24 protein-coding genes, 1 tRNA gene, 1 other RNA gene and 1 pseudogene are annotated in these 23,251 nt (G+C 40.5%); 19 read left to right on the top strand and 8 right to left on the bottom strand.

All coding sequences use genetic code 11. From position 1 onward, the window contains the following. Positions 1–188 precede the first annotated feature (188 nt). Both rlmB and def read right to left on the bottom strand, forming a co-directional pair. Positions 189–917, bottom strand: coding sequence for a 23S rRNA (guanosine(2251)-2'-O)-methyltransferase RlmB (gene rlmB, locus SK629_RS05025; protein ID WP_000855742.1), 729 nt, complete (start codon positions 915–917; stop codon positions 189–191). Positions 918–961: 44 nt separating this feature from the next. Beyond that, a complete protein-coding gene (gene def / locus SK629_RS05020; RefSeq protein ID WP_001272936.1) occupies positions 962–1,573 on the bottom strand; it encodes a peptide deformylase in 612 nt (203 codons plus the stop codon). A 174-nt stretch (positions 1,574–1,747) separates the two neighbouring features. On the opposite strand from def, the gene SK629_RS11465 reads away from it, so the two are divergent. The 4 genes from SK629_RS11465 to ssrA all read left to right on the top strand — a co-directional run bounded on the left by SK629_RS11465 (position 1,748) and on the right by ssrA (position 4,968). Continuing rightward, on the top strand, positions 1,748–3,073 hold the full coding sequence (locus tag SK629_RS11465; RefSeq protein WP_080710212.1) for a CapA family protein: 1,326 nt from the start codon (positions 1,748–1,750) through the stop codon (positions 3,071–3,073). A gap of 21 nt (positions 3,074–3,094) precedes the next feature. Further along, positions 3,095–3,922, top strand: coding sequence for an HAD family hydrolase (locus SK629_RS05005; RefSeq protein WP_042900857.1), 828 nt, complete (start codon positions 3,095–3,097; stop codon positions 3,920–3,922). Between the two features lies 1 nt (position 3,923). Further along, positions 3,924–4,559: an SGNH/GDSL hydrolase family protein gene (locus tag SK629_RS05000; RefSeq protein WP_042900856.1), complete on the top strand. Its 636-nt coding sequence runs from the start codon at positions 3,924–3,926 to the stop codon at positions 4,557–4,559. 61 nt (positions 4,560–4,620) lie between these two features. Then, positions 4,621–4,968, top strand: a transfer-messenger RNA (tmRNA) gene (ssrA, locus tag SK629_RS11460). 127 nt (positions 4,969–5,095) lie between these two features. Here the strand turns inward: ssrA and SK629_RS04990 are convergent. The 3 genes and pseudogenes from SK629_RS04990 to SK629_RS04980 form a co-directional block, all read right to left on the bottom strand. Further along, complete coding sequence (locus SK629_RS04990) at positions 5,096–6,178, bottom strand: tyrosine-type recombinase/integrase (RefSeq protein ID WP_042900854.1); 1,083 nt, start codon at positions 6,176–6,178, stop codon at positions 5,096–5,098. Positions 6,179–6,478: 300 nt separating this feature from the next. After that, entirely contained in the window at positions 6,479–7,429 is a 951-nt protein-coding gene (locus SK629_RS04985; protein ID WP_042900853.1) for an Abi family protein, read from the bottom strand. Positions 7,430–7,583: 154 nt separating this feature from the next. After that, positions 7,584–8,393, bottom strand: a pseudogene (locus SK629_RS04980) (XRE family transcriptional regulator); the annotation flags it as partial. Between the two features lie 161 nt (positions 8,394–8,554). Between SK629_RS04980 and SK629_RS11455 the strand changes: the two are divergent. From SK629_RS11455 to SK629_RS12830, 3 genes are all read left to right on the top strand, one after another. Then, positions 8,555–8,692: a hypothetical protein gene (locus tag SK629_RS11455; RefSeq protein ID WP_000969962.1), complete on the top strand. Its 138-nt coding sequence runs from the start codon at positions 8,555–8,557 to the stop codon at positions 8,690–8,692. Positions 8,693–8,862: 170 nt separating this feature from the next. After that, positions 8,863–9,060 carry a hypothetical protein gene (locus SK629_RS04975; RefSeq protein ID WP_042900852.1) on the top strand — a complete coding sequence of 66 codons (198 nt, stop codon included), beginning with the start codon at positions 8,863–8,865 and terminating at the stop codon, positions 9,058–9,060. Between the two features lie 12 nt (positions 9,061–9,072). After that, positions 9,073–9,195: a hypothetical protein gene (locus SK629_RS12830; protein WP_265182584.1), complete on the top strand. Its 123-nt coding sequence runs from the start codon at positions 9,073–9,075 to the stop codon at positions 9,193–9,195. A gap of 19 nt (positions 9,196–9,214) precedes the next feature. Here the strand turns inward: SK629_RS12830 and SK629_RS04970 are convergent, their stop codons facing one another. After that, on the bottom strand, positions 9,215–9,511 hold the full coding sequence (locus SK629_RS04970) for a hypothetical protein (RefSeq protein WP_042900851.1): 297 nt from the start codon (positions 9,509–9,511) through the stop codon (positions 9,215–9,217). A gap of 189 nt (positions 9,512–9,700) precedes the next feature. Here SK629_RS04970 and SK629_RS04965 point away from each other — a divergent pair, with 189 nt between their 5' ends. The 3 genes from SK629_RS04965 to SK629_RS11445 are packed head-to-tail and all read left to right on the top strand — an operon-like array spanning position 9,701 to position 10,594. Next, positions 9,701–9,853 (top strand): helix-turn-helix domain-containing protein, encoded by a 153-nt coding sequence (locus SK629_RS04965; RefSeq protein WP_235219610.1) that lies wholly within the window; start codon positions 9,701–9,703, stop codon positions 9,851–9,853. Further along, on the top strand, positions 9,854–10,228 hold the full coding sequence (locus SK629_RS11450; protein ID WP_080710211.1) for a replication initiator protein A: 375 nt from the start codon (positions 9,854–9,856) through the stop codon (positions 10,226–10,228). A 60-nt stretch (positions 10,229–10,288) separates the two neighbouring features. Next, positions 10,289–10,594: a DnaD domain protein gene (locus SK629_RS11445; RefSeq protein ID WP_235219609.1), complete on the top strand. Its 306-nt coding sequence runs from the start codon at positions 10,289–10,291 to the stop codon at positions 10,592–10,594. Positions 10,595–11,110: 516 nt separating this feature from the next. Here SK629_RS11445 and SK629_RS04950 read toward each other — a convergent pair. Continuing rightward, positions 11,111–11,198, bottom strand: a tRNA-Ser gene (locus SK629_RS04950). Between the two features lie 162 nt (positions 11,199–11,360). On the opposite strand from SK629_RS04950, the gene SK629_RS04945 reads away from it, so the two are divergent. The 4 genes from SK629_RS04945 to SK629_RS04930 all read left to right on the top strand — a co-directional run bounded on the left by SK629_RS04945 (position 11,361) and on the right by SK629_RS04930 (position 17,350). Then, complete coding sequence (locus SK629_RS04945; protein WP_042900850.1) at positions 11,361–12,101, top strand: DeoR/GlpR family DNA-binding transcription regulator; 741 nt, start codon at positions 11,361–11,363, stop codon at positions 12,099–12,101. Then, positions 12,098–13,009, top strand: coding sequence for a 1-phosphofructokinase (gene pfkB / locus SK629_RS04940; protein WP_042900849.1), 912 nt, complete (start codon positions 12,098–12,100; stop codon positions 13,007–13,009). Before SK629_RS04945 ends, pfkB begins: the two co-directional genes overlap by 4 nt. After that, the gene (locus tag SK629_RS04935) at positions 13,006–14,958 is read left to right on the top strand and encodes a PTS fructose transporter subunit IIABC (RefSeq protein WP_042900848.1); all 1,953 of its coding nucleotides are present in this window, start codon (positions 13,006–13,008) and stop codon (positions 14,956–14,958) included. The genes pfkB and SK629_RS04935 overlap by 4 nt, the downstream gene beginning before the upstream one ends. Positions 14,959–15,046: 88 nt before the next feature. Further along, complete coding sequence (locus tag SK629_RS04930) at positions 15,047–17,350, top strand: DNA translocase FtsK (protein ID WP_080710210.1); 2,304 nt, start codon at positions 15,047–15,049, stop codon at positions 17,348–17,350. 43 nt (positions 17,351–17,393) lie between these two features. On the opposite strand, the gene SK629_RS04925 is transcribed toward SK629_RS04930, so the two are convergent. Beyond that, entirely contained in the window at positions 17,394–17,828 is a 435-nt protein-coding gene (locus SK629_RS04925; protein WP_042900846.1) for a DUF6556 family protein, read from the bottom strand. A gap of 138 nt (positions 17,829–17,966) precedes the next feature. On the opposite strand from SK629_RS04925, the gene SK629_RS04920 reads away from it, so the two are divergent. The 5 genes from SK629_RS04920 to SK629_RS04900 all read left to right on the top strand — a co-directional run bounded on the left by SK629_RS04920 (position 17,967) and on the right by SK629_RS04900 (position 23,231). Continuing rightward, complete coding sequence (locus tag SK629_RS04920) at positions 17,967–19,109, top strand: cysteine desulfurase family protein (RefSeq protein ID WP_042900845.1); 1,143 nt, start codon at positions 17,967–17,969, stop codon at positions 19,107–19,109. 8 nt (positions 19,110–19,117) lie between these two features. Continuing rightward, complete coding sequence (gene thiI, locus SK629_RS04915; protein WP_042900844.1) at positions 19,118–20,332, top strand: tRNA uracil 4-sulfurtransferase ThiI; 1,215 nt, start codon at positions 19,118–19,120, stop codon at positions 20,330–20,332. 136 nt (positions 20,333–20,468) lie between these two features. Continuing rightward, positions 20,469–21,293, top strand: coding sequence for an alpha/beta hydrolase (locus SK629_RS04910; protein ID WP_042900843.1), 825 nt, complete (start codon positions 20,469–20,471; stop codon positions 21,291–21,293). Between the two features lie 18 nt (positions 21,294–21,311). Continuing rightward, positions 21,312–22,052 (top strand): esterase family protein, encoded by a 741-nt coding sequence (locus tag SK629_RS04905; protein ID WP_033683867.1) that lies wholly within the window; start codon positions 21,312–21,314, stop codon positions 22,050–22,052. 12 nt (positions 22,053–22,064) lie between these two features. Continuing rightward, positions 22,065–23,231: an ATP-grasp domain-containing protein gene (locus SK629_RS04900; RefSeq protein WP_042900842.1), complete on the top strand. Its 1,167-nt coding sequence runs from the start codon at positions 22,065–22,067 to the stop codon at positions 23,229–23,231. Positions 23,232–23,251: the final 20 nt, after the last annotated feature.

Here is a 23,251-nt window from a genome sequence, read left to right as displayed (position 1 = left end):
ATATATGTTACTGACTTCGTCAGTTCTATCTGCAACCTCAAAACAGTGTTTTGAGCTGACTTCGTCAGTCTTATCTACAACCTCAAAGCAGTGCTTTGAGCTGTCTACAGCTAGCTTCCTAGTTTGCTCTTTGATTTTCATTGAGTATAATCATAAAAAAGTTTCCAATCATACGACTGGAAACTTTTTTATAGTCTATTTCGGAAAACTTCGTACATGAGAATGGCTGCAGCCACACTGGCATTGAGACTTTGAACATGTCCATTCATGGGAATGGTAATCATCTCATCGACCTGTTTTTTGATGTTGCTAGAGATGCCTTTTCCTTCATTTCCGATGATGAGGGCGATTTTCCCTTTTGTATTCCACTTGTGGCAAGGAGTACCATTCATATCTGTTCCAAAGGTCCAGAAACCTTCATCCTTGAGTTTGTCTAGAGTTTGACTCAGATTGGTTACTCGGGCAATTGGAACGTGTTCAATAGCACCTGTGGCCGTTTTGGCAACGACAGGAGTTACTCCGACAGCACGGTGCTTGGGAATGATGACACCTGAAACATTGGTCGCATCGGCTGTTCTCAGGATGGAGCCTAGATTATGGGGATCAGTTAAGCCATCTAGAATCAATAGAAGTGGATTTTCTTCTTGGCGTGTTTTGGCTAGGATGTGATCCAGCTCACTATAGGCAAATTCGGACACTCGTAGAACAAAACCTTGATGAACGGCACCTTCAGTCATCTCGGAGAGGGATTTTTTTGAAGTCCAAGAAATGGACACCTTCTTTTCTGTAGCCAGTTCCTTGACTTTCTCAACGTTCTTACCTCGGAGATCTTCTTGGAGGTAAAGTTTGTTTCCTGTGTTTGCAAGGAGGGCTTCGGTAACGGCGTGGACGCCATAGACAATATCATTTGTTTTCATGCCTCTATTATAACACAAAACCCCGTCTTGCAACGGGATTTTCTTTATTCTAGAATCAGTAAACCATCTTTAACTGCAAATGGGTCTTTTTCATTGATACGATCGTAAAACATGATACCGTTAATGTGGTCAATTTCATGCTGAACAACAATGGAGTTATAACCTTTAAGTTTGATACGGTGTTTTTCGCCGTCCTTGTCAAAGTAGTCAACAGTAACGCGGGCATGGCGAACAACATAGCCAGGCACGTTGCGGTCAACAGACAGGCAGCCTTCTCCTTCACCAAGAGCAGCGTCCTGAACAGAGTGAGAGACGATTTTTGGATTGTACATAATGGCTTGTAAGTCGTAGGCTTCCTCTGGAGTTTCGCCTTCTTCAACAATATTTGGCACCAAAACAGCGATAATGCGTTTTGAGATATCCAATTGAGGAGCAGCAAGTCCAACACCACCGCGTAGCCCCATCTTTTCAGCCATGACAGGATCTTGGGAATGTTTGAGGAATTGCATCATCTTTTCGCCAAGGATGATTTCCTGGTCAGATAGGGGGAAAGTGACTTCCTCAGCAACCGCGCGTAGAGTTGGGTTCCCCTCGCGAATAATATCTTTCATATCAATTAAGTGAGCAGCTTTTGTAATACGTTCTATAGCAGACATTTTCTCTCCTTTCATTACCTCTACATGATATCACAAAATGACAAGGATTGAAAGTATTACGGCATCGAGCTTTTATAGAAAATGTCTAGTAGGTTCGATTCAATTGTGAAAGAATTATGTATCTGTGATATAATAAAAAGAAAAGGCTTGCATTAGAAAGTTGGGAGAATAAAGATGCAAAGAAGACAGGAAAGACATAAACGTGGTTCAGCTTTTCGTTTTATGATGGGCTTGGTAAACTTTTTTAGGAGTTATCGCAAGTGGAGCAATAAGGGATTTGTGACCATACTCTTGCTAGCAGTTGCTTTGTCAATGGGCTTGGTCTTGTTGTTTGAAAGTTTCCAAGGAATCCCCTTGATCAGTCAAAAAAAGGATACCATTTCTCAAGAAGCAAATAAGACCAATCAAAATGCTAAAGATCAGGACGAGGAAAAAACTGCAAGAATTATGGCTAACGGGGACCTCCTCTATCACATTCCTATCTATCGTTCTGCCTTAAAAGAAGATGGAACCTATGATTTTCATGAAAATTTTGATTATGTGAAACCATGGCTCAAACAAGCAGACCTGATTATAGGCGACTTTGAAGGTACGGTAAACAAGGACCACTATTTGGCTGGTTATCCTCTTTTTAATGCACCTGGCGAAGTCATGGATGCCATCAAGGATGCCGGTTATCAAGTGCTAGACTTGGCGCATAACCATATCCTAGATTCACAAATAGAAGGTGTGGTCTCAACAGCAGATGCTATTGAAAAGGCAGGAATGACACCTATTGGAGTGTATACGCATGAGTCACGTGATCAAGCTCCTCTCGTTATCAAGGAAGTGAACGGTATCAAGGTGGCACTTTTGGCCTATTCTTATGGTTTTAATGGAATTGAGCAAAGTATTTCTCAAGAGGATTATAACCGCTATCTTTCAGACTTAAATGAAGACAAGATGAAGGCTGAAATTGAACGAGCAGAGAAGGAAGCGGATATCACCATTATCATGCCTCAGATGGGTGTCGAGTATCGCTTGGAACCAACTGAAGAACAAAAGGCTCTTTATCACAAGATGATCGATTGGGGAGCGGATATTATCTTTGGAGGGCACCCTCACGTTGTAGAACCATCTGAAACAGTAGAAAAAGATGGGGATAAGAAACTCATTATCTATTCAATGGGGAACTTCATTTCCAATCAACGAATTGAAACTATGCAAGATGAAGAGAATGCTAAGTGGACAGAGCGTGGCGTGCTTATGGATGTGACCATTAAGAAAAAAGCAGGTAAGACGACAATTGAAACTGCCAAAGCGCATCCTTCTTGGGTAAATCGAACTCCAAAAGGCACTTATTCACCAGAAGGTTATCCACTCTTCCTTTACCAAACCTATATCTTAGAAGATTTCATCGAGGGTGGCAGTCATCGTGATCAGTTAGATGAAGCGACTAAGGAACGAATTGATACAGCCTATAAAGAAATGAATGAACATGTGGGATTGAAGTGGGATTAGCTTGATTCTAGAGGAAAGTAAATGACTATTAAGGTAATTGCGACAGATATGGATGGGACCTTGCTGGATGCTAGAGGCCAGCTGGATCTCCCACGCTTGGAAAAGATTTTAGATCAGTTGGATCAAAGAGGCATTCATTTTGTCATTGCAACGGGCAATGAAATTCACCGTATGAGGCAACTACTGGAGCACTTGGTGGATCGAGTTGTTCTGGTTGTTGCCAATGGCGCTCGTATTTTTGAAAACAATGAACTGATTCAGGCTCAGACTTGGGATGATGCCATTGTCGATAAGGCCTTGGCTCATTTCGAGGGTCGAGCGTGCCAGGACCAATTTGTTGTAACGGGGATGAAGGGTGGTTTTGTCAAAGAAGGTACGATTTTTACAGAACTTGAAAGTTTTATGACTCCAGAAATGATTGAAAAATTTTACCAACGGATGCATTTTGTAGATGAGTTAACATCCGACCTCTTTGGTGGTGTGCTCAAGATGAGTATGGTTGTTGGTGAGGAACGTTTGAGTTCAGTCTTGGAAGAAATCAATGGGCTCTTTGATGGCCGTGTTCGGGCTGTCTCGAGTGGCTATGGTTGCATTGATATCCTCCAAGCTGGGATTCATAAAGCATGGGGCTTGGAGGAATTACTCAAGCGCTGGGACTTGAACCCTCACCAAATCATGGCTTTTGGTGACAGTGAAAATGATGTTGAAATGCTTGAAATGGCTGGGATTGCCTATGCGATGGGAAATGCTGATGACAAGGCCAAAGCTGTGGCGACTGCTCTAGCGCCAGCCAACAGCCAAGGAGGAGTTTATCAAGTCTTGGAAAACTGGTTAGAAAAAGGAGAATGAAGTGGCAGTACAGTTATTAGAAAATTGGTTACTAAAGGAACAAGAAAAAATCCAAACCAAGTATTGCCACTTAAATCAAGTTTCTGTTGTAAAACCAGATGTTCTCTTTATTGGGGATTCCATTGTCGAATATTATCCTCTGCAGGAGCTATTTGGGACTGCAAAGACGATTGTCAATCGAGGCATTCGAGGTTATCAGACAGGGCTGTTATTAGAAAATCTAGATGCGCATCTGTACGGTGGGGCGGTAGATAAAATTGTCCTTTTAATTGGGACAAATGATATCGGAAAAGATGTACCTGTTAATGAGGCTCTCAATAATCTCGAAGTTATCATTCAATCCATTGCTCGTGATTATCCATTGACAGAGATGAAACTGCTTTCCATTTTGCCAGTCAATGAGGGAGAGGAGTACAAGCAGACAGTCTATATCCGAACGAATGAAAAGATACAGGAGTGGAATCAAGCCTATAAAGAACTTGCCTCTGCCTATATGCAGGTAGAATTTGTGCCAGTTTTTGATAGTTTGACAGACCAAGCAGGCCAACTCAAAAAAGAATATACAACTGATGGGCTGCATCTTAGTGTTACTGGTTATCAAGTTTTGACCAAAGCTTTGAAAGACTATCTTTTGTAGTTAGTTGATTTCCTTTTTGCATTTTTGAGTTAGATAAGGTATAATGGTTTTGTTGTCTTTTGGGGTCGTTACGGATTCGACAGGCATTATGAGGCATATTTTGCGACTCGTGTGGCGACGTAAACGCTCAGTTAAATATAACTGCAAAAAATAACACTTCTTACGCTCTAGCTGCCTAAAAACCAGCAGGCGTGACCCGATTTGGATTGCTCGTGTTCAATGACAGGTCTTATTATTAGCGAGATACGATTGAGTCTTGTCTAGTGGCTTGATAAGAGATTGATAGACTCGCAGTTTCTAGGCTTGAGTTATGTGTCGAGGAACTGTTAAACTAATACATAACCTATGGTTGTAGACAAATATGTTGGCAGGTGTTTGGACGTGGGTTCGACTCCCACCGGCTCCATTATTCCTTTGCATTCCTTGGTAAAACGTTGTTAAATCAACGTTTTTTATTTTTGTCTTTGGTATTCCTTGGTATTCTTTTGCAAAAAAGGGAGTCACAAAAGGAGTCACAAAAAGGAGGGTGAACCTCCTTAAAAATCAATATAACTCGCAAAGCGTTCTCCGATGTCGTCCTTTGCTTGCTTGGTTATGTGAGTATAAACATTCATGGTCGTTTTTAAGTCAGAGTGTCCGAGACGATGTTGGACCTGTTTCAAAGTCATACCTGCATCGAAACATAGACTGGCATGTGTGTGCCTGAATCCGTGGATTTTAATTGGACGCAGGTCGCTACCTTCTACAATTTTGATAAGCCATTTTCTGGGAAGAGTGCTGGGAATTGGCTTTTTTAAATCATTCTCAAAAATGTATTTGGTATTTGGGTTTTGCCTTCTCCATTTTTTTAAAATACTTTTTGTTTTCTTGTCCAAGCTGATTAGTCGATTACTGCTGACTGTTTTAGTATTGCCTATCTCTTCCCCTGAAAAACCTCTTGTAATGGCCTTGTTTATGTCCAGAGTATTATCGTTCCAGTCGCTCCATTCCAGGGCTAAAATCTCCCCTTTTCGTGCCCCTGTGAAGGCTAGAAGACGAAATAGAGTTATCTTTTTTAGATCCTTTGTTTTGGCAACAAGTTTCAGGAATTTTTGAAGCTCATCTTTGCTGTAAAAATCGCTCTTGTTATCTGATTTCTTTCTTGTTGAGGTAATCACACTATCAACTGGATTGGTTTCAAGGTATCCATGCCTTATAGCGTATTTGAATACATTATTCATCAAACCTTTCATCTTACGACCATAGACTAATTTCTTAGACCACTCGTTGGCTTGTTCTTGCATTTGAAGAGGTGTGATTGTTGCTATCTTTCGTTTGCCGAAAGCTGGATAAATGTGATTCTTAAAATTCCTAGAGATCTTGATATAAGTGCTCTCTTGGACTGTCTCAGAATAATCTTTAAGCCATTTTTTAGAAATTTCCTCAACCGTTATTTCTTTCTTAGTTTGCTCGCCACTCTCAATATCATCTTGAAGTTGAAGTAGTGCTGCTCTTGCTTTAGCTTTTGTAGCAAAACCTCGGCGGGTAGCATATTGACTATATCCGTTCACTTTACCGATATACGCACGAAACATATAAGCTGTTTCTCCGTTTTTCTTTTTATAAGATCTAATTTCCATTGATTTTCACCTCATTTCTTGATAAAATGGGTATAGTAAAAAGGGCTTTTTAATGCCTTTTACTATACTAGCTGATTCTCACACTCTCCTCAACCAAAATTTGAGTGTGGGGATTTTTTGAGTTGTTTCCAAAATGGAAACAGTTGGCAGCTCGTCAGATAATAAAATAAGGCGTACCTCTTAGAAGTACACCAGACGAGTTTATCCTTGACGAACAAGGCTTTTTTACATTCTTAGTGTATTTCTTTTTTTAATTTCTGTCAAGCAGTTATTTCCTAAATGGAAACAGTTGGTTTTAATTTATACTCTTGGTTCATTACGGTGCCAATCATTAGGAAAACCTAAAGACTGGTTGATTACATTGATGTCTATAGAAGGCAGCTTTTTCTCTAGTTTGATAACTTTCTTTCTAAGAGTATTCCACAAAATGTTGAATTCTGCTTTACTAATAAAGCATTGAAGGCTAATAATTGTTGAATATACAGTTTTTCTACTGTCATCTCCCATCAAGATCTCTTCGTTATGAATCGTTTCCCAAAACGTACTATTAGAACGACATCTGAAGTTTAATAAGCGATTATTGTGAGCGCATTTGTTTCGTACCTCGTTAATATTTTTTAGAAAAGATATCAAGGTTTCTGGTGGGAAAACATCGTTAAAGTCAGGTATGTTTGTGCTTATAAAACTTACTAAATCCCGTGCGATTTCATTTTGGAGTGAATTCGGCAGGTTTTCAATAATCGTGCGCAAATCTCCAAACTCTAGATAATCAGTTAGTACCCAGATTGGGACATCTGAATGAGTATGTGCGTAGTGGTGAATTGAATTTCCTCTGTATCGCTTGTTTGTGTTTATGATTTTGGATAGTTTTGATACAATAAATCCCACGTCTAATATTTTATTATCTGCATAAGAATTGGTGTTTAAATAAGCGTATTTTTGACTGGGGTAAGCTTCGGCGAATCTGTGAGCAGTGATTGACTTAATATGGTGTTCAGCTTCAAGAATAGCTTGCAAAATGGCTCGTTTTACATCTTTGTCAAATGTATAGAGACTTGAAACTTCGTCAAATGTGACGCTGTCAATATAAGTGTCAGTACCAGGGTGTTGAAAAAACTTACTGTATCCATTGATAATATTGTAGTAATTGTTACTTAGCAGGTACTTAGCTGCTTTAGATTCATCTGTAATGGATAACCCTCTGATTTTTAGTGTTGCGATTTGTTCCTCGATTGTTTTAAATGGCTTCAAAAAAACTCCCCCATTCTAATTTAGAATGAAGGAGTTTTCCCGTATCGGTCCCCGTAGAGATCCCGACGCTTTTTTCTAATGAATTCATTCTAAATGATTTTTTTTTAAAGTCAACTGTTTTTTTAATATTTTTAAAAAATAATTTTTTTATTCCCCCCCTATACACCCCGACAACTGCATAAATATTGATGTGTGTGTCTTCGGCTGGTGGGAAGTCTAGGATGATATCTTCATACTTGTCATTGAGGGACACTAGGCGTAAGCGTCCGTTTTCGGTATATATCTTCTTGAAGTAAGAACGGTCTCCGTATACGATAACTGCTAAATCGCCGTTGTAGGTAGTCAGTCCTTTGTCTACTAAATAGAGAATGTCTCCGTCTTGGTAGTCAGGTTGCATGGAGTCTCCGCTGACCTTGGTAGCAATATCGTGGCGTGGTGGTTGTTCGTCAACCTCTATAGTTTCTCTGTCTGTATCATCGTAACCGAATCCATAGTTAAATCCAGAAGCTGCTGCCGTCTCAGATACTACCTCAACTTGGTACAAGCTGATAACCTCCGATACTTCGTTTATCTTCGTTTATCTTCGTTTCTTCTTCGTTTCTTCTTCGTTTTTCTGCTCTTTCAGAAGATCCTCAGACGTTCGTAGAACGATTTTTTTATTTTCAGGAGATAATTTTCGAGCGGTGTTTGTGATTTGCTGTGTGAGTAAATCTGGAGCATCTGATAAGGAATTGATAGATTCTTCTTTAAAAGTAGTATCTATATCTGATTTTTTAACACCGAAATAATCAGCCAGTTTTTGGATAACACCAAAAGAAGGAGCGCTTCTTAACTTCATATAGTCTGTCATAGTACTTGCTGTAATTCCAACTTCTTTAGCCAACTCCTTTTGGGTGATGCCACGTTGCTTTCTAAAGTGTGTAATGTTTTCAGCAATAATTTGCATTCGTTTTTTTTCATCCATTTACGATTACCTCGTATTTTTTATAATTACATTATATATCATTTTTGATTGATAAACAATCAAAAAATACGAAAAAATCCTATTTTTTGACAAAAACTATTGATAATACGAAAAAATCATATTGTAATTAAATCAAGCTTAAGGAAAAGGAGGTAAGGCAAATGATGGAACACATCATAAAAAGCCTAGCAACCAAGGACACTGCAACCGTCATCTTGGTACTAGGCTTAACCAGAGAAGCACGTTTGTGGCACAAACAAATCTTAGAACACAAACGTAAGCTTCAAAACAAAAAGTAGAGAAAGGGGCAGAAGCCCCAACCTCTACTTGATAGTGTACCATCATTTGCCGTGAAAAGCAATGAGTGAAGAAACTGGATTGATAATCCTAGCAGGATTTGTGATTGTGTCTTTTACTATCCGTCAGATAGTGAAGTACCGATGTGATAAAAAAGATAAGGAGTAGGAAAATGGAAAGTGTTTTTTCAGCGGTTCTCGTCTCAGTAATTACTTCGTTTTTGATAACGGTAATGCTATTGCGAGGATATTCGAATAGATTGACCGAAATGCTTGATTCTTTCTTTCGCAATGAATTGCAAGCACGAGAAGAGATGCGAAAACTTGTTTTAGATACAATAGATGAAATTGCTAATAAAAAAATTCACTAATAGGAGTAGAAGATGATTGAAGAAGAAACAATTGAATTATTGAAATTCTTATCGACAGACTACGGACGAGGGTATCTAGCTGGGTTAGCTAGTGGGCTTTCAATACTTTTGAAAATTTTAAAAAAAGCAGAGTAAGTTCTCCACTTTCATCGAATTATTTTGATAGCTTATTTACAACTTTTTGAAGTTCTGCGATTCCGTTAACTGCTTGAGTAAGTTTATTGACATCAAGTTCACCTGTGAAAAATTTTGAAGTGATATCCACTTGTTGGCTTTGTTTCAAGGCATCCAGTTTCAATTCATGTTCTTTTTCAAGTCTCTGTAACTCACTTTCAGCTTGTGTTTTTAATTCTTTTATTTTGGCGTTTGTTTGATGTTTATTAGTGAGATAAACAAGAAATGCAGGGACACATGAAGTTAAAAAAGTTATTGCAATTTGATTGAAATCCATAATTTTCTCCTTTCTATTGGAATTTTGACTAAAACGTGAGAGGTCTTAGTCAAGATATATTATAACTCAAATATATTTGATTGTCAACATATAGTATAAGAAATGATATAATGTGCTTGAAAAACACAACATATGGTGTTTTAGATGTGGGATAAAATTGAACAATAATTAAAATTAAAAGGCTGGTCAATGTACAGATTAGCCAAAGAATCAAATGTCCATCATTCTAATTTTTCTAACCTAAAAGCTGGAAGATTAAAAGAGATGTCGTGGACGAATATCTGCAAAGTCGCTGACGTACTAGAAGTCAGTTTGGATGAAATTAGAAAGGAGAAAGAATGATTGAAAATAAGCGAAGTAAAGAACAACGCTTTCTATCAGTTTCCACAATGGTTACTGGATGAAGAATACAAGAGATTGAATCTGAGAGTAAAAGTAGTGTACATGTTTATTTTTGATAGACGAACATTATCTATTCAAAATAAATGGAATGATAAAAATGGAGATGTATTTGTTTACTTCACAAATAAACAGCTTATGAGTTTACTTAATTATGACGAAAAAAATGTAATTAAAGCAAAAAGAGATTTACAAGATTTTGGATTACTAAAGGAAGTTCAGCAAGGAGTTAACCAACCTAATCGTCTTTATATTTATGGTACTGGAAAAAATATAGGTCAAGGACTGGAAAAAGTACAGTCAATCAAGACTGAGTGAACCAGAGGGTGCTGGTACTGACTCTTTATATAATATAGAGGACGCCCTGCTGAAAATGACTTGGGAATTGTCTACGATTGGATTTATCCAGGGTTTGGAAGACAACCGACATCGTTTGATATTGAGGATTTGAAAGCATTTTTGGAAGACCATAAGAAAGAAGTTATCAAGTTAGCAATCAAGGAATGTGTTGGAAACGGCAAGCCGTACTTTAAGTATCACAGTAGCATTTTAAGAGATTGTAAGCAGAAGGATATGGTTACTGCTGAGTTAGTAGAGAATAGACAGAAACCGAAGCGACAACCTGCATATTCTGGTGGTGCTAGAGCAGTGCGTCAAGAATATCATGGCGAGTTACTATTCTAGGAGGGGATAAGATGTAGAGATTAGGATTTGAACCGCGCCATTATGTGAATGAGAAAGAGATTTGTCAGAAACATTCTTGCTTCATGTGGACATTTAAAGAACCAGTTAGAGCTACCAATCGGAAAGAACCGTGTAAGACTACGTTTTGCCCTGAGTATAAGCGTGAAGATATGGAACGAGAGTAACTGCAAAAAATCGAATAGGTTTATATCTCGTCTATCTTGAGTAACACGTTTGAAGTGTTAGCTAGAAATAGCTTAATGTCAAGCGATATGAAAGACGCTAGTTTCTGTACTGTACTGACCCCAAAAGTTAGATTTTTTTGTCTAACTTTTGGGATGCAGTTCAAAATCAACGTTTTTTATTTTTGTCTTTGGTATTCCTTGGTATTCTTTTGCAGAAAAAGGATACAACAAAGGAGTCACAAACAGACCCTAAAACAGATCCTATTTTTTAAAAAAGTGATAAAAAAGGATACAACATTTGTTGCATCCTAGAAATAATTTTTCTTTTCTACGGAAGACATGGGATTCGAACCCACGCACGCTGTTACACGCCTACCGCGTTTCCAACACGGCCTCTTAAGCCTCTTGAGTAATCTTCCAATACTTACTAAAATAGTCTACCATAAAGGCTCTTATCTTGCAATAAAAATTCTGGAAATAAGAAAAAATGATAGATTTTGAAAGAAAATGACAAAAAGTGCTTGACTTTGAAAGAAAGTGTGATAGAATGAATAGTGTAAACGATAACAGGAGGTGGTTCGGTGTTAAAAACAGAGCGGAAGCAACTGATTTTAGAGGAGCTAAATCAACACCATGTAGTTTCTCTAGAAAAATTAGTTAGTTTGCTAGAAACGTCAGAATCAACGGTTCGAAGAGACTTGGATGAGTTGGAAGCAGAAAACAAGCTTCGTCGCGTGCATGGTGGAGCAGAATTACCCCACTCCTTGCAGGAAGAAGAAACCATTCAAGAAAAATCTGTCAAAAACCTTCAAGAGAAGAGGTTGCTGGCTCAGAAAGCAGCCTCTCTCATCAAGGAACAAGATGTCATCTTTATCGATGCTGGAACAACTACAGCCTTTTTGATTCATGAATTGGTTAATAAGAATGTTACAGTCGTGACCAACTCCATTCACCATGCAGCACAGTTGGTTGAAAAGCAGATTCCAACGGTCATGGTTGGAGGAAGTGTCAAGATGGCGACAGATGCGAGCATCGGGGGCGTTGCTCTTAACCAGATTAACCAATTGCACTTTGATCGTGCCTTTATCGGGATGAATGGTGTGGACGATGGTTATTATACGACTCCTGATATGGAGGAGGGAGCTGTGAAGCGAGCCATTTTGGAGAATGCTAAACAGACTTATGTCTTGGTGGATTCGTCAAAAATTGGACAAACTTGCTTTGCCAAGGTAGCACCACTTAAACGAGCAATTGTTATCACAAGTCAAGGGCATGAGCTCTTGCAGGTTATTAAGGAGAAAACGGAGGTAATAGAAGTATGATTTATACAGTCACACTCAATCCATCTATTGACTATATCGTTCGCTTGGACCAAGTCCAAGTCGGTAGTGTCAATCGTATGGACAGTGATGATAAGTTTGCTGGTGGGAAAGGAATCAATGTTAGTCGTGTCTTGAAACGCTTGGATGTTCCCAATACAGCAACTGGATTTATCGGTGGTTTTACTGGTAAATTTATCACAGATACTCTGGCAGAGGAAGAAATCGAGACACGTTTTGTCCAAGTAGCAGAAGATACTCGCATCAATGTCAAGATTAAAGCAAACCAAGAAACAGAAATCAACGGAAGGGGTCCAACTGTCGAACCAGCCCAGTTAGAAGAATTGAAAGCTTTTTTGTCTAGTTTGACTTCAGAAGACACGGTTGTATTTGCGGGTTCAAGTGCTAAAAATCTAGGCAATGTCATCTACAAGGATTTGATTGCCTTGACACGTCAGACGGGTGCGCAAGTGGTTTGTGACTTTGAAGGACAGACCTTGATTGATAGTTTGGACTACCAGCCGCTTTTGGTCAAACCAAACAATCATGAACTGGGAGCGATCTTTGGGGTTAAACTCGAAAGTTTAGATGAAATCGAGAAATATGCTCGTGAGTTACTGACTAAAGGTGCCCAAAACGTTATTATCTCTATGGCTGGTGACGGTGCCCTTCTTGTCACATCTGAGGGATCTTACTTCGCAAAACCTATCAAGGGAACAGTCAAAAATTCAGTGGGAGCTGGTGACTCTATGGTTGCTGGATTTACCGGTGAATTTGTCAAATCAAAAGATGCAGTAGAAGCCTTCAAATGGGGAGTGGCTTGCGGAACGGCAACTACCTTCTCGGATGACTTGGCAACAGCGGAATTTATTAAAGAAACATATGAAAAAGTTGAGGTAGAAAAACGATGAAAATTCAAGACCTATTGAGAAAAGAAGTCATGTTGCTAGATTTGCAAGCAACTGAAAAAACAGCTGTCATCGACGAGATGATTAAAAGTTTGACAGACCACGGTTATGTAACAGATTTTGAAACCTTTAAAGAAGGCATTTTGGCGCGTGAAGCTTTGACTTCTACAGGTTTGGGTGATGGAATCGCTATGCCTCACAGCAAAAACGCTGCTGTAAAAGAAGCGACTGTTCTCTTTGCTAAGTCAAACAAGAGTGTTGACTATGAGAGCTTGGATGGGCAACCAACAGACCTCTTCTTCATGATTGCGGCTCCAGAAGGCGCCAATGATACTCACTTAGCAGCCTTGGCAGAATTGTCTCAATACTTGATGAAAGACGGTTTTGCTGACAAGCTTCGTCAAGCAACATCAGCTGACCAAGTTATCGAACTTTTTGACCAAGCTTCAGAAAAAACTGAAGAAACTGTTCAAGCACCTGCCAATGACTCTGCTGACTTTATCGTAGCTGTTACAGCTTGTACGACAGGTATTGCCCACACTTACATGGCTCAAGAAGCCCTTCAAAAAGTGGCTGCTGAAATGGGTGTTGGAATTAAGGTCGAAACCAACGGTGCTAGTGGTGTTGGTAACCAACTAACTGCGGAAGACATTTGTAAGGCTAAAGCTGTTATCATCGCAGCAGACAAGGCAGTTGAAATGGATCGTTTTGATGGCAAACCATTGATCAATCGTCCAGTTGCTGACGGTATCCGTAAGACAGAAGAATTGATCAACTTGGCTCTTTCAGGAGATGCTGAAGTCTACCGTGCTGCCAATGGGGCAAAAGCTGCAACAGCCTCTAACGAAAAACAAGGCCTTGGTGGTGCCTTCTACAAACACTTGATGAGTGGTGTATCTCAAATGTTGCCATTCGTTATCGGTGGAGGTATCATGATTGCCCTTGCCTTCTTGATTGACGGTGCTTTGGGAGTTCCAAATGAAAATCTTGGAAATCTTGGTTCCTACCATGAACTAGCTTCTATGTTCATGAAAATTGGGGGAGCTGCCTTTGGTTTGATGCTTCCAGTCTTTGCAGGTTATGTTGCCTACTCTATTGCTGAAAAACCAGGTTTAGTAGCAGGTTTTGTGGCTGGTGCTATTGCTAAAGAAGGTTTTGCCTTTGGTAAAATCCCTTATGCAGCAGGTGGTGAAGCAACTTCAACTCTTGCAGGTGTCTCATCTGGTTTCCTAGGTGCCCTTGTTGGTGGATTTATCGCAGGTGCTTTAGTTCTTGCTATCAAGAAATACGTTAAAGTTCCTCGTTCCCTTGAAGGTGCTAAATCAATCCTTCTCTTGCCACTTCTTGGAACAATCTTGACTGGATTTGTCATGCTAGCTGTGAACATCCCAATGGCAGCAATCAACACTGCTATGAATGACTTCCTTGGCGGTCTTGGAGGCGGTTCAGCTGTCCTTCTCGGTATCGTTCTTGGTGGAATGATGGCTGTTGATATGGGGGGACCAGTCAATAAAGCAGCTTATGTCTTTGGTACAGGTACGCTTGCAGCGACTGTTTCTTCAGGTGGTTCTGTAGCTATGGCAGCAGTTATGGCTGGAGGAATGGTGCCACCACTTGCAATCTTTGTCGCAACTCTTCTTTTCAAAGATAAATTTACTAAGGAAGAACGCAATTCTGGTTTGACAAATATCATCATGGGCTTATCATTTATTACTGAGGGAGCGATTCCATTTGGTGCCGCTGACCCAGCTCGTGCGATTCCAAGCTTCATCCTTGGTTCAGCAGTAGCAGGTGGACTTGTTGGTCTTACTGGTATCAAACTCATGGCGCCACACGGAGGAATCTTCGTTATCGCCCTTACTTCAAATGCTCTCCTTTACCTCGTTGCTGTCTTGGTAGGAGCAATCGTAAGTGGTGTGGTCTATGGTTACCTACGCAAACCACAAGCATAAAAATTAGATATAATATGAAAAGATTGTACCGATTGGTGCAGTCTTTTTCTCTTTCCGAAATACCTGTGAAATATGGTATAATAGAAGAATGGCAAACAAGAATACAAGTAAAACAAGACGGAGACCGTCTAAAGCAGAACTCGAAAGACAAGAAGCGATTCAACGGATGTTGATTTCGTTGGGAATAGCGATTTTATTGATTTTCGCAGCCTTCAAATTAGGGGCTGCAGGTATAACCCTCTATAATTTAATTCGCTTGCTGGTGGGTAGCCTAGCCTATCTAGCAATATTTGGTATCCTGCTCTACCTCTTCTTTTTCAAGTGGATACGAAAACAAGAAGGACTCTTATCTGGCTTTTTCACCATATTTGCTGGTTTGCTCTTAATTTTTGAGGCCTATTTAGTTTGGCAATATGGTTTGGACAATTCGATCTTAAAAGGAACCATGGCTCAGGTTGTGACGGATTTGACTGGTTTTCGAACGACCAGTTTTGCTGGAGGGGGCTTGATTGGGGTCGCTCTTTATATGCCAATTGCCTTTCTCTTCTCAAATATCGGTACTTACTTTATTGGTTCAATCTTGATTTTAGTGGGTTCTCTTCTGATCAGTCCTTGGTCTGTTTACGATATTGCGGAATTTTTTAGTAGAGGTTTTGCAAAATGGCGGGAAGGGCATGAGCGTCGAAAAGAGGAACGCTTTGTCAAACAAGAAGAAAAAGCTCGCCAAAAGGCTGAGGAAGAGGCTAAATTAGCAAAAGAAGCGGTTGAGAAAGCCTTACTCGATTTGCCTCCTGTTGATATGGAAACAGGTGAAATTTTGACAGAGGAAGATGTTCAGGATCTTCCACTTATGCCTGAAGAAGAGTGGGTGGAACCAGAAATCATCCTGCCTCAAGCTGAACATGAATTCCCCAATCAAGAAGAAATCTTTGATGATGAAGATGTTCAGGTTGATTTTTCAGCCAAGGAGGCTCTTGAATACAAACTTCCTAGTTTACAACTATTCGCACCAGATAAACCCAAAGACCAGTCTAAAGAGAAGAAAATTGTCCGAGAGAATATCAAAATTCTAGAAGAAACATTTGCTAGCTTTGGTATCAAGGTGACGGTGGAACGGGCTGAAATTGGGCCATCAGTGACCAAGTATGAAGTCAAACCAGCAGTTGGAGTACGGGTTAACCGCATTTCTAATTTAGCAGATGACTTAGCACTGGCACTGGCCGCTAAGGATGTTCGGATTGAAGCACCAATTCCTGGGAAATCCCTAGTCGGAATCGAAGTGCCTAACTCCGAGATTGCGACTGTGTCCTTCCGCGAACTATGGGAACAATCTCAAACGAAAGCAGAAAATCTCTTGGAAATTCCTCTAGGGAAGGCGGTTAATGGCACAGCAAGAGCTTTTGACCTTTCTAAAATGCCCCACTTGCTAGTCGCGGGTTCAACAGGTTCAGGGAAGTCAGTAGTAGTTAACGGCATTATCGCTAGCATTCTCATGAAGGCGAGACCAGATCAGGTTAAATTTATGATGGTCGATCCCAAGATGGTTGAGTTGTCTGTATACAATGATATTCCTCATCTCTTGATTCCAGTTGTGACCAATCCACGCAAGGCCAGCAAGGCCCTGCAAAAGGTTGTGGATGAAATGGAAAACCGTTATGAACTCTTTGCCAAGGTGGGGGTTCGGAATATTGCAGGCTTTAATGCCAAGGTAGAAGAGTTTAATGCCCAGTCTGAGTACAAGCAGGTTCCGCTGCCACTTATTGTTGTGATTGTGGATGAGTTGGCTGACCTCATGATGGTGGCCAGCAAGGAAGTAGAAGATGCCATTATCCGACTTGGACAGAAGGCGCGGGCTGCAGGTATCCACATGATTCTTGCAACCCAACGTCCATCCGTTGATGTCATCTCTGGTCTGATTAAGGCCAATGTCCCATCTCGTGTGGCGTTTGCGGTTTCATCAGGGACAGACTCGCGCACCATCTTGGATGAAAATGGAGCAGAAAAACTGCTTGGTCGAGGTGACATGCTCTTTAAACCGATTGATGAAAATCACCCAGTTCGTCTCCAAGGCTCCTTTATCTCGGATGACGATGTCGAACGCATCGTAAACTTCATCAAGGCTCAGGCAGATGCAGACTACGATGAGAGTTTTGAGCCAGGAGAGGTTTCTGAAAATGAAGGAGAATTTTCAGATGGAGATGCTGGTGGAGATCCGCTTTTTGAAGAAGCCAAGGCTTTGGTTATCGAAACCCAGAAAGCCAGTGCTTCTATGATTCAGCGTCGTTTGTCAGTTGGATTTAACCGTGCGACCCGTCTCATGGAAGAACTTGAAATGGCAGGTGTCATTGGTCCAGCTGAAGGTACCAAACCAAGAAAAGTGTTGCAACAATAAAAAATAGCTTCTTTCCAAGTTTGGAGGGAAGCTATTTTACTGGCTATTGATTACTTTTGTTTTCTGAAGTTGGGGTATTGGACTGTTTTTCATTTTTAGTGGCAGGTTTACTTGGAGTAGGAGCAGGAGTAGAAGAATCCTGAGTTGCTGTTTTCTGCTCTTCTTTTTTCTCTTCCTTGACGCTAGATTTTGGCGTTTCTTCTGGTTGTGTTTTTTCTTGACTAGTGTTAGTTTCTTTATTGGGACTAGTGTTTTCCTGAGGGGATTCCTTTTGAATTTCTTTGACAATGGTTGTCGTCTGGCTTGTCGTAGGTTCTTTTTTAGTATTTTTATTATTATCTAGGGCATTCATAATCGTGATACTTGCGGTAATCAAACCAAGGATACTACCGATAGTCGCAACGGTTTTTTGAAAGACCGTAAAGCCTTTTTTGATGTGTTCTGTTTTTGGTTTTGAAGTTCTACGATAATTAGACATACATTCTCTCCTTTAATTAAAACTTATTATACCGCATTTCTTTAAAAAAATCTTAAAAAAAGGGGAATTGCCCTTTCTTGTCGCAAGCTCCATTTCATGATACAATAGAAGGAGTGATTTTAGAAAGCGTGAGAATACATGATTTACTTTGATAATTCGGCGACGACCAAGTCCTATCCTGAAGCCCTTGAAACCTATATGCAGGTGGCTTCAAAAATTTTAGGAAATCCATCTAGTCTCCATCGTTTGGGAGACCAGGCAACACGAATTTTAGATGCTTCTCGTCAGCAAATTGCAGATTTGATTGGCAAGAAAAGTGATGAAATCTTCTTTACTTCTGGTGGAACAGAAGGGGATAACTGGGTTATCAAGGGTGTGGCCTTTGAAAAAGTTCAGTTTGGCAAGCACATCATCGTCTCAGTCATTGAACATCCAGCAGTTAAGGAATCAGCCCTCTGGTTAAAATCTCAAGGTTTTGAAGTAGATTTTGCTCCAGTTGATGAGCAAGGATTTGTGGATGTTGAAGCTCTAGCAGGTTTGATACGGCCTGATACAATCCTAATTTCTGTCATGGCTGTGAACAATGAAATCGGCTCTATCCAACCTATTGAGGCTATTTCAGAACTCTTGGCAGACAAGCCGACTATTTCCTTCCATGTTGATGCGGTTCAGGCACTTTCTAAGATTCCGACTGAAAAATATCTAACAGAACGAGTGGATTTTGCGACCTTCTCTAGTCATAAGTTTCATGGTGTCCGAGGTGTTGGTTTTGTCTATATCAAGTCTGGCAAGAAGATTACGCCCCTTTTAACAGGTGGTGGTCAGGAGCGTGATTATCGTTCGACAACTGAAAATGTAGCAGGGATTGCAGCGACAGCCAAGGCCCTCCGCTTGTCTATGGAAAAGCTAGATATCTTTACGAGCAAGACTGGGCAGATGAAAACTGTTATTCGCCAAGCTCTTCTGGACTATCCAGATATGTTTGTCTTCTCAGATGAGGAAGGCTTCGCCCCTCATATCCTGACTTTTGGAATCAAAGGTGTTCGTGGAGAAGTCATTGTTCACGCTTTTGAAGACTATGATATTTTCATCTCAACGACCTCTGCTTGTTCATCCAAGGCAGGGAAACCTGCAGGCACCTTGATAGCCATGGGAGTGGACAAGGATAAGGCTCAGTCAGCTGTACGTCTTAGCCTAGACCTTGAAAATGATATGAGTCAGGTCGAGCAGTTTTTGACCAAGCTAAAATTAATTTATAATCAAACTAGAAAAGTAAGATAGGATCATTTATGCAGTATTCAGAAATTATGATTCGCTACGGAGAATTGTCAACCAAGCACAAAAATCGTATGCGTTTCATCAATAAACTTCGTAATAATATTTCAGACGTTTTGTCTATCTATCCCCAAGTTAAGGTAACCGCAGATCGCGACCGTGCCCACGCTTACCTCAATGGAGCTGATTATACAGCAGTAGCAGAATCCCTCAAGCAAGTCTTTGGAATTCAAAACTTTTCTCCCGTTTATAAAGTCGAAAAGTCCGTGGATGTTCTTAAATCTGCTGTCCAAGAGATTATGAAAGAAACTTACAAGGAAGGGATGACCTTTAAAATCACTGGTAAGCGTAGCGACCACACCTTTGAACTTGATAGTCGTGAACTTAATCAAACTCTTGGTAGTGCTGTTTTCAAGGTTATTCCAAACGTGAAAGCTCAGATGAAAAATCCAGATATTAATCTTCAGGTTGAGATTCGTGAGGAAGCGGCTTATATTTCCTATGAAACCTTTCGTGGAGCAGGAGGATTACCTGTGGGAAGTTCTGGTAAAGGTATGCTCATGTTATCAGGAGGAATTGACTCACCTGTGGCGGGTTATCTAGCTCTTAAAAGAGGGGTAGATATTGAGGCGGTTCACTTTGCCAGCCCACCATATACTAGTCCAGGGGCTCTTAAAAAAGCCCAAGATTTGACCCGTAAATTGACCAAGTTTGGGGGCAATATCCAGTTTATCGAAGTGCCTTTCACAGAGATTCAAGAGGAAATCAAGGCTAAAGCACCAGAAGCCTACCTCATGACCTTGACACGCCGTTTTATGATGAGAATTACTGATCGTATCCGTGAGGTACGAAATGGTTTGGTTATCATCAATGGGGAAAGTCTTGGTCAAGTAGCTAGCCAGACCTTGGAAAGCATGCAGACTATCAACGCTGTGACCAGCACTCCAGTTATTCGTCCTGTGGTGACTATGGATAAGTTAGAAATCATTGACATCGCCCAAGCAATCGATACCTTTGATATTTCTATCCAGCCTTTTGAAGACTGCTGTACGATTTTTGCACCTGACCGTCCTAAGACCAATCCTAAGATTAAAAATGCAGAGCAGTATGAAAAACGAATGGATGTTAAGGGCTTAGTTGAGCGAGCTGTGGCAGGGATTATGATCACTGAGATTACGCCTCAGGCCGCAAAAGATGAAGTCGATGACTTGATTGACAATCTCCTCTAATCAGAAAATCCAAAATAATTTAGAAAAAATAAATAAAAAAGTTGGTTTTTAATCCAAATATGGAAGCAAAACTAACTTTTTTTCTATAATTGTGATATAATGAGATAAAATTTTGAATATAGAGAGTTTTCTGACAATGAATCAATCCTACTTTTATTTAAAAATGAAAGAACACAAACTTAAGGTTCCTTATACTGGTAAGGAGCGCCGTGTACGTGTTCTTCTTCCTAAAGATTATGAGAAAGATACTGACCGTTCCTATCCTGTTGTTTACTTTCATGATGGGCAAAATGTCTTTTATAGTAAAGAATCTTTCATTGGTCACTCGTGGAAGATTATCCCAGCCATCAAGCGAAATCCTGATATCAGTCGCATGATTGTCGTTGCTATTGATAATGATGGTATGGGGCGGATGAATGAGTATGCGGCTTGGAAGTTCCAAGAATCTCCTATTCCTGGGCAGCAGTTTGGCGGTAAAGGTGTGGAGTACGCCGAGTTTGTCATGGAGGTGGTCAAGCCTTTTATCGATGAGACATACCGTACAAAAGCTGATCGCCAGCATACGGCTATGATTGGTTCCTCACTAGGAGGCAATATTACCCAGTTTATCGGTTTGGAATACCAAGACCAAATTGGTTGTCTAGGGGTCTTTTCATCTGCTAACTGGCTTCACCAAGAAGCTTTTAACCGCTATATCGAGCGCCATAAACTGTCGCCTGACCAGCGCATCTTCATCTATGTAGGAACGGAAGAAGCGGATGATACAGACAAGACCCTGATGGCTGGTAATATCAAGCAAGCCTACATCGACTCGTCGCTTCGCTATTACCATGATTTGATAGCAGGGGGAGTTCATTTGGACAATCTTGTCTTGAAAGTTCAGTCTGGTGCCATCCATAGTGAAATCCCATGGTCGGAGAATTTACCAGACTGTCTGAGATTTTTTGCAGAAAACTGGTAAAGTAAGAAAGGAGAAAATATGCATATTGAACATCTTAGCCATTGGAGTGGCAATCTTAACCGTGAAATGTACCTTAACCGTTATGGTCATGCTGGGATTCCAGTTGTGGTATTTGCTTCATCAGGTGGTAGCCATAATGAATACTATGATTTTGGCATGATTGATGCCTGTGCTTCCTTTATCGAGGAAGGCCGTGTCCAGTTCTTCACCCTATCCAGTGTTGACAGTGAGAGCTGGTTAGCCACTTGGAAAAATGGTCATGACCAAGCAGAGATGCACCGTGCCTATGAACGCTACGTGATTGAGGAAGCCATTCCCTTCATCAAGCATAAGACAGGTTGGTTTGACGGCATGATGACGACAGGTTGCTCCATGGGCGCCTACCATGCACTCAATTTCTTCCTCCAGCATCCAGATGTCTTTACCAAGGTGATTGCTCTTAGTGGTGTTTACGATGCACGTTTCTTTGTCGGCGATTACTACAATGACGATGCCATTTACCAAAACTCGCCAGTAGATTATATCTGGAATCAGAACGACGGCTGGTTTATTGATCGTTACCGTCAGGCAGAGATTGTGCTGTGTACGGGTCTTGGTGCCTGGGAACAAGATGGCTTGCCATCTTTCTATAAGCTCAAAGAAGCCTTTGACCAGAAACAAATTCCAGCCTGGTTTGCTGAATGGGGACACGATGTCGCCCACGACTGGGAATGGTGGCGCAAACAAATGCCTTATTTCCTTGGAAATCTCTATTTATAAAAGGAGTTACCTATGAATTACCTTGTTATTTCTCCCTACTATCCACAAAATTTTCAACAGTTTACCATCGAATTAGCTAATAAAGGCATCACAGTCTTGGGAATTGGCCAAGAACCATACGAGCAATTGGATGAGCCTTTACGCAATAGCCTAACAGAGTATTTCCGTGTTGACAATCTTGAAAACATAGACGAAGTCAAACGTGCAGTTGCTTTTCTCTTTTATAAACATGGCCCAATTGACCGTATCGAGTCCCACAATGAATATTGGTTAGAGTTGGATGCAGCACTCAGAGAGCAATTCAATGTTTTTGGTGCCAAACCAGAGGATCTCAAAAAGACGAAATTTAAGTCTGAGATGAAGAAACTCTTCAAAAAAGCAGGTGTCCCTGTGGTACCTGGAGCTGTTATCAAGATGGAAGCAGATGTTGATCAAGCAGTGAAAGAAATCGGTCTTCCAATGATTGCCAAACCTGACAATGGAGTGGGCGCAGCCGCAACCTTTAAACTTGAGACAGAAGATGATATCAATCACTTCAAACAAGAATGGGACCATTCAACCCTTTATTTCTTTGAAAAATTTGTCACCTCCAGTGAAATTTGTACCTTTGACGGTCTTGTGGACAAGGATGGCAACATCGTCTTTTCAACAACCTTTGACTACGCCTATACACCGCTTGATCTCATGATTTATAAGATGGACAATTCCTACTATGTTCTTAAGGATATGGATCCTAAATTACGTAAATATGGTGAGGACATCGTTAAAGAATTTGGTATGAAAGAACGGTTCTTCCATATTGAGTTCTTCCGTGAAGGGGACGACTACATTGCCATCGAGTACAATAATCGTCCTGCAGGTGGTTTTACCATTGATGTTTATAACTTTGCTCACTCTTTGGATCTTTATCGTGGCTATGCAGCTATTATCGCAGGAGAAGAGTTCCCAGTTTCAGAGTTTGAACCTCAGTATTGTTTGGCTACTTCTCGACGTGCAAATGCTCATTATGTTTATTCAGAAGAGGAACTGCTTGCTAAATATAGCCAGCAGTTCAAGGTTAAAAAAATCATGCCAGCTGCCTTCGCGGAACTTCAAGGAGATTACCTTTATATGCTGACAACTCCGAGTCGACAAGAAATGGATCAGATGATTGCAGATTTCGGACAACGTCAGTCTTAAGAGACTATAGGATTAAGGAG

Source organism: Streptococcus mitis (genome assembly GCF_000722695.1).
Lineage (GTDB): Bacteria > Bacillota > Bacilli > Lactobacillales > Streptococcaceae > Streptococcus > Streptococcus mitis_O.
This window is presented reverse-complemented; position numbering and strand designations above follow the sequence as displayed.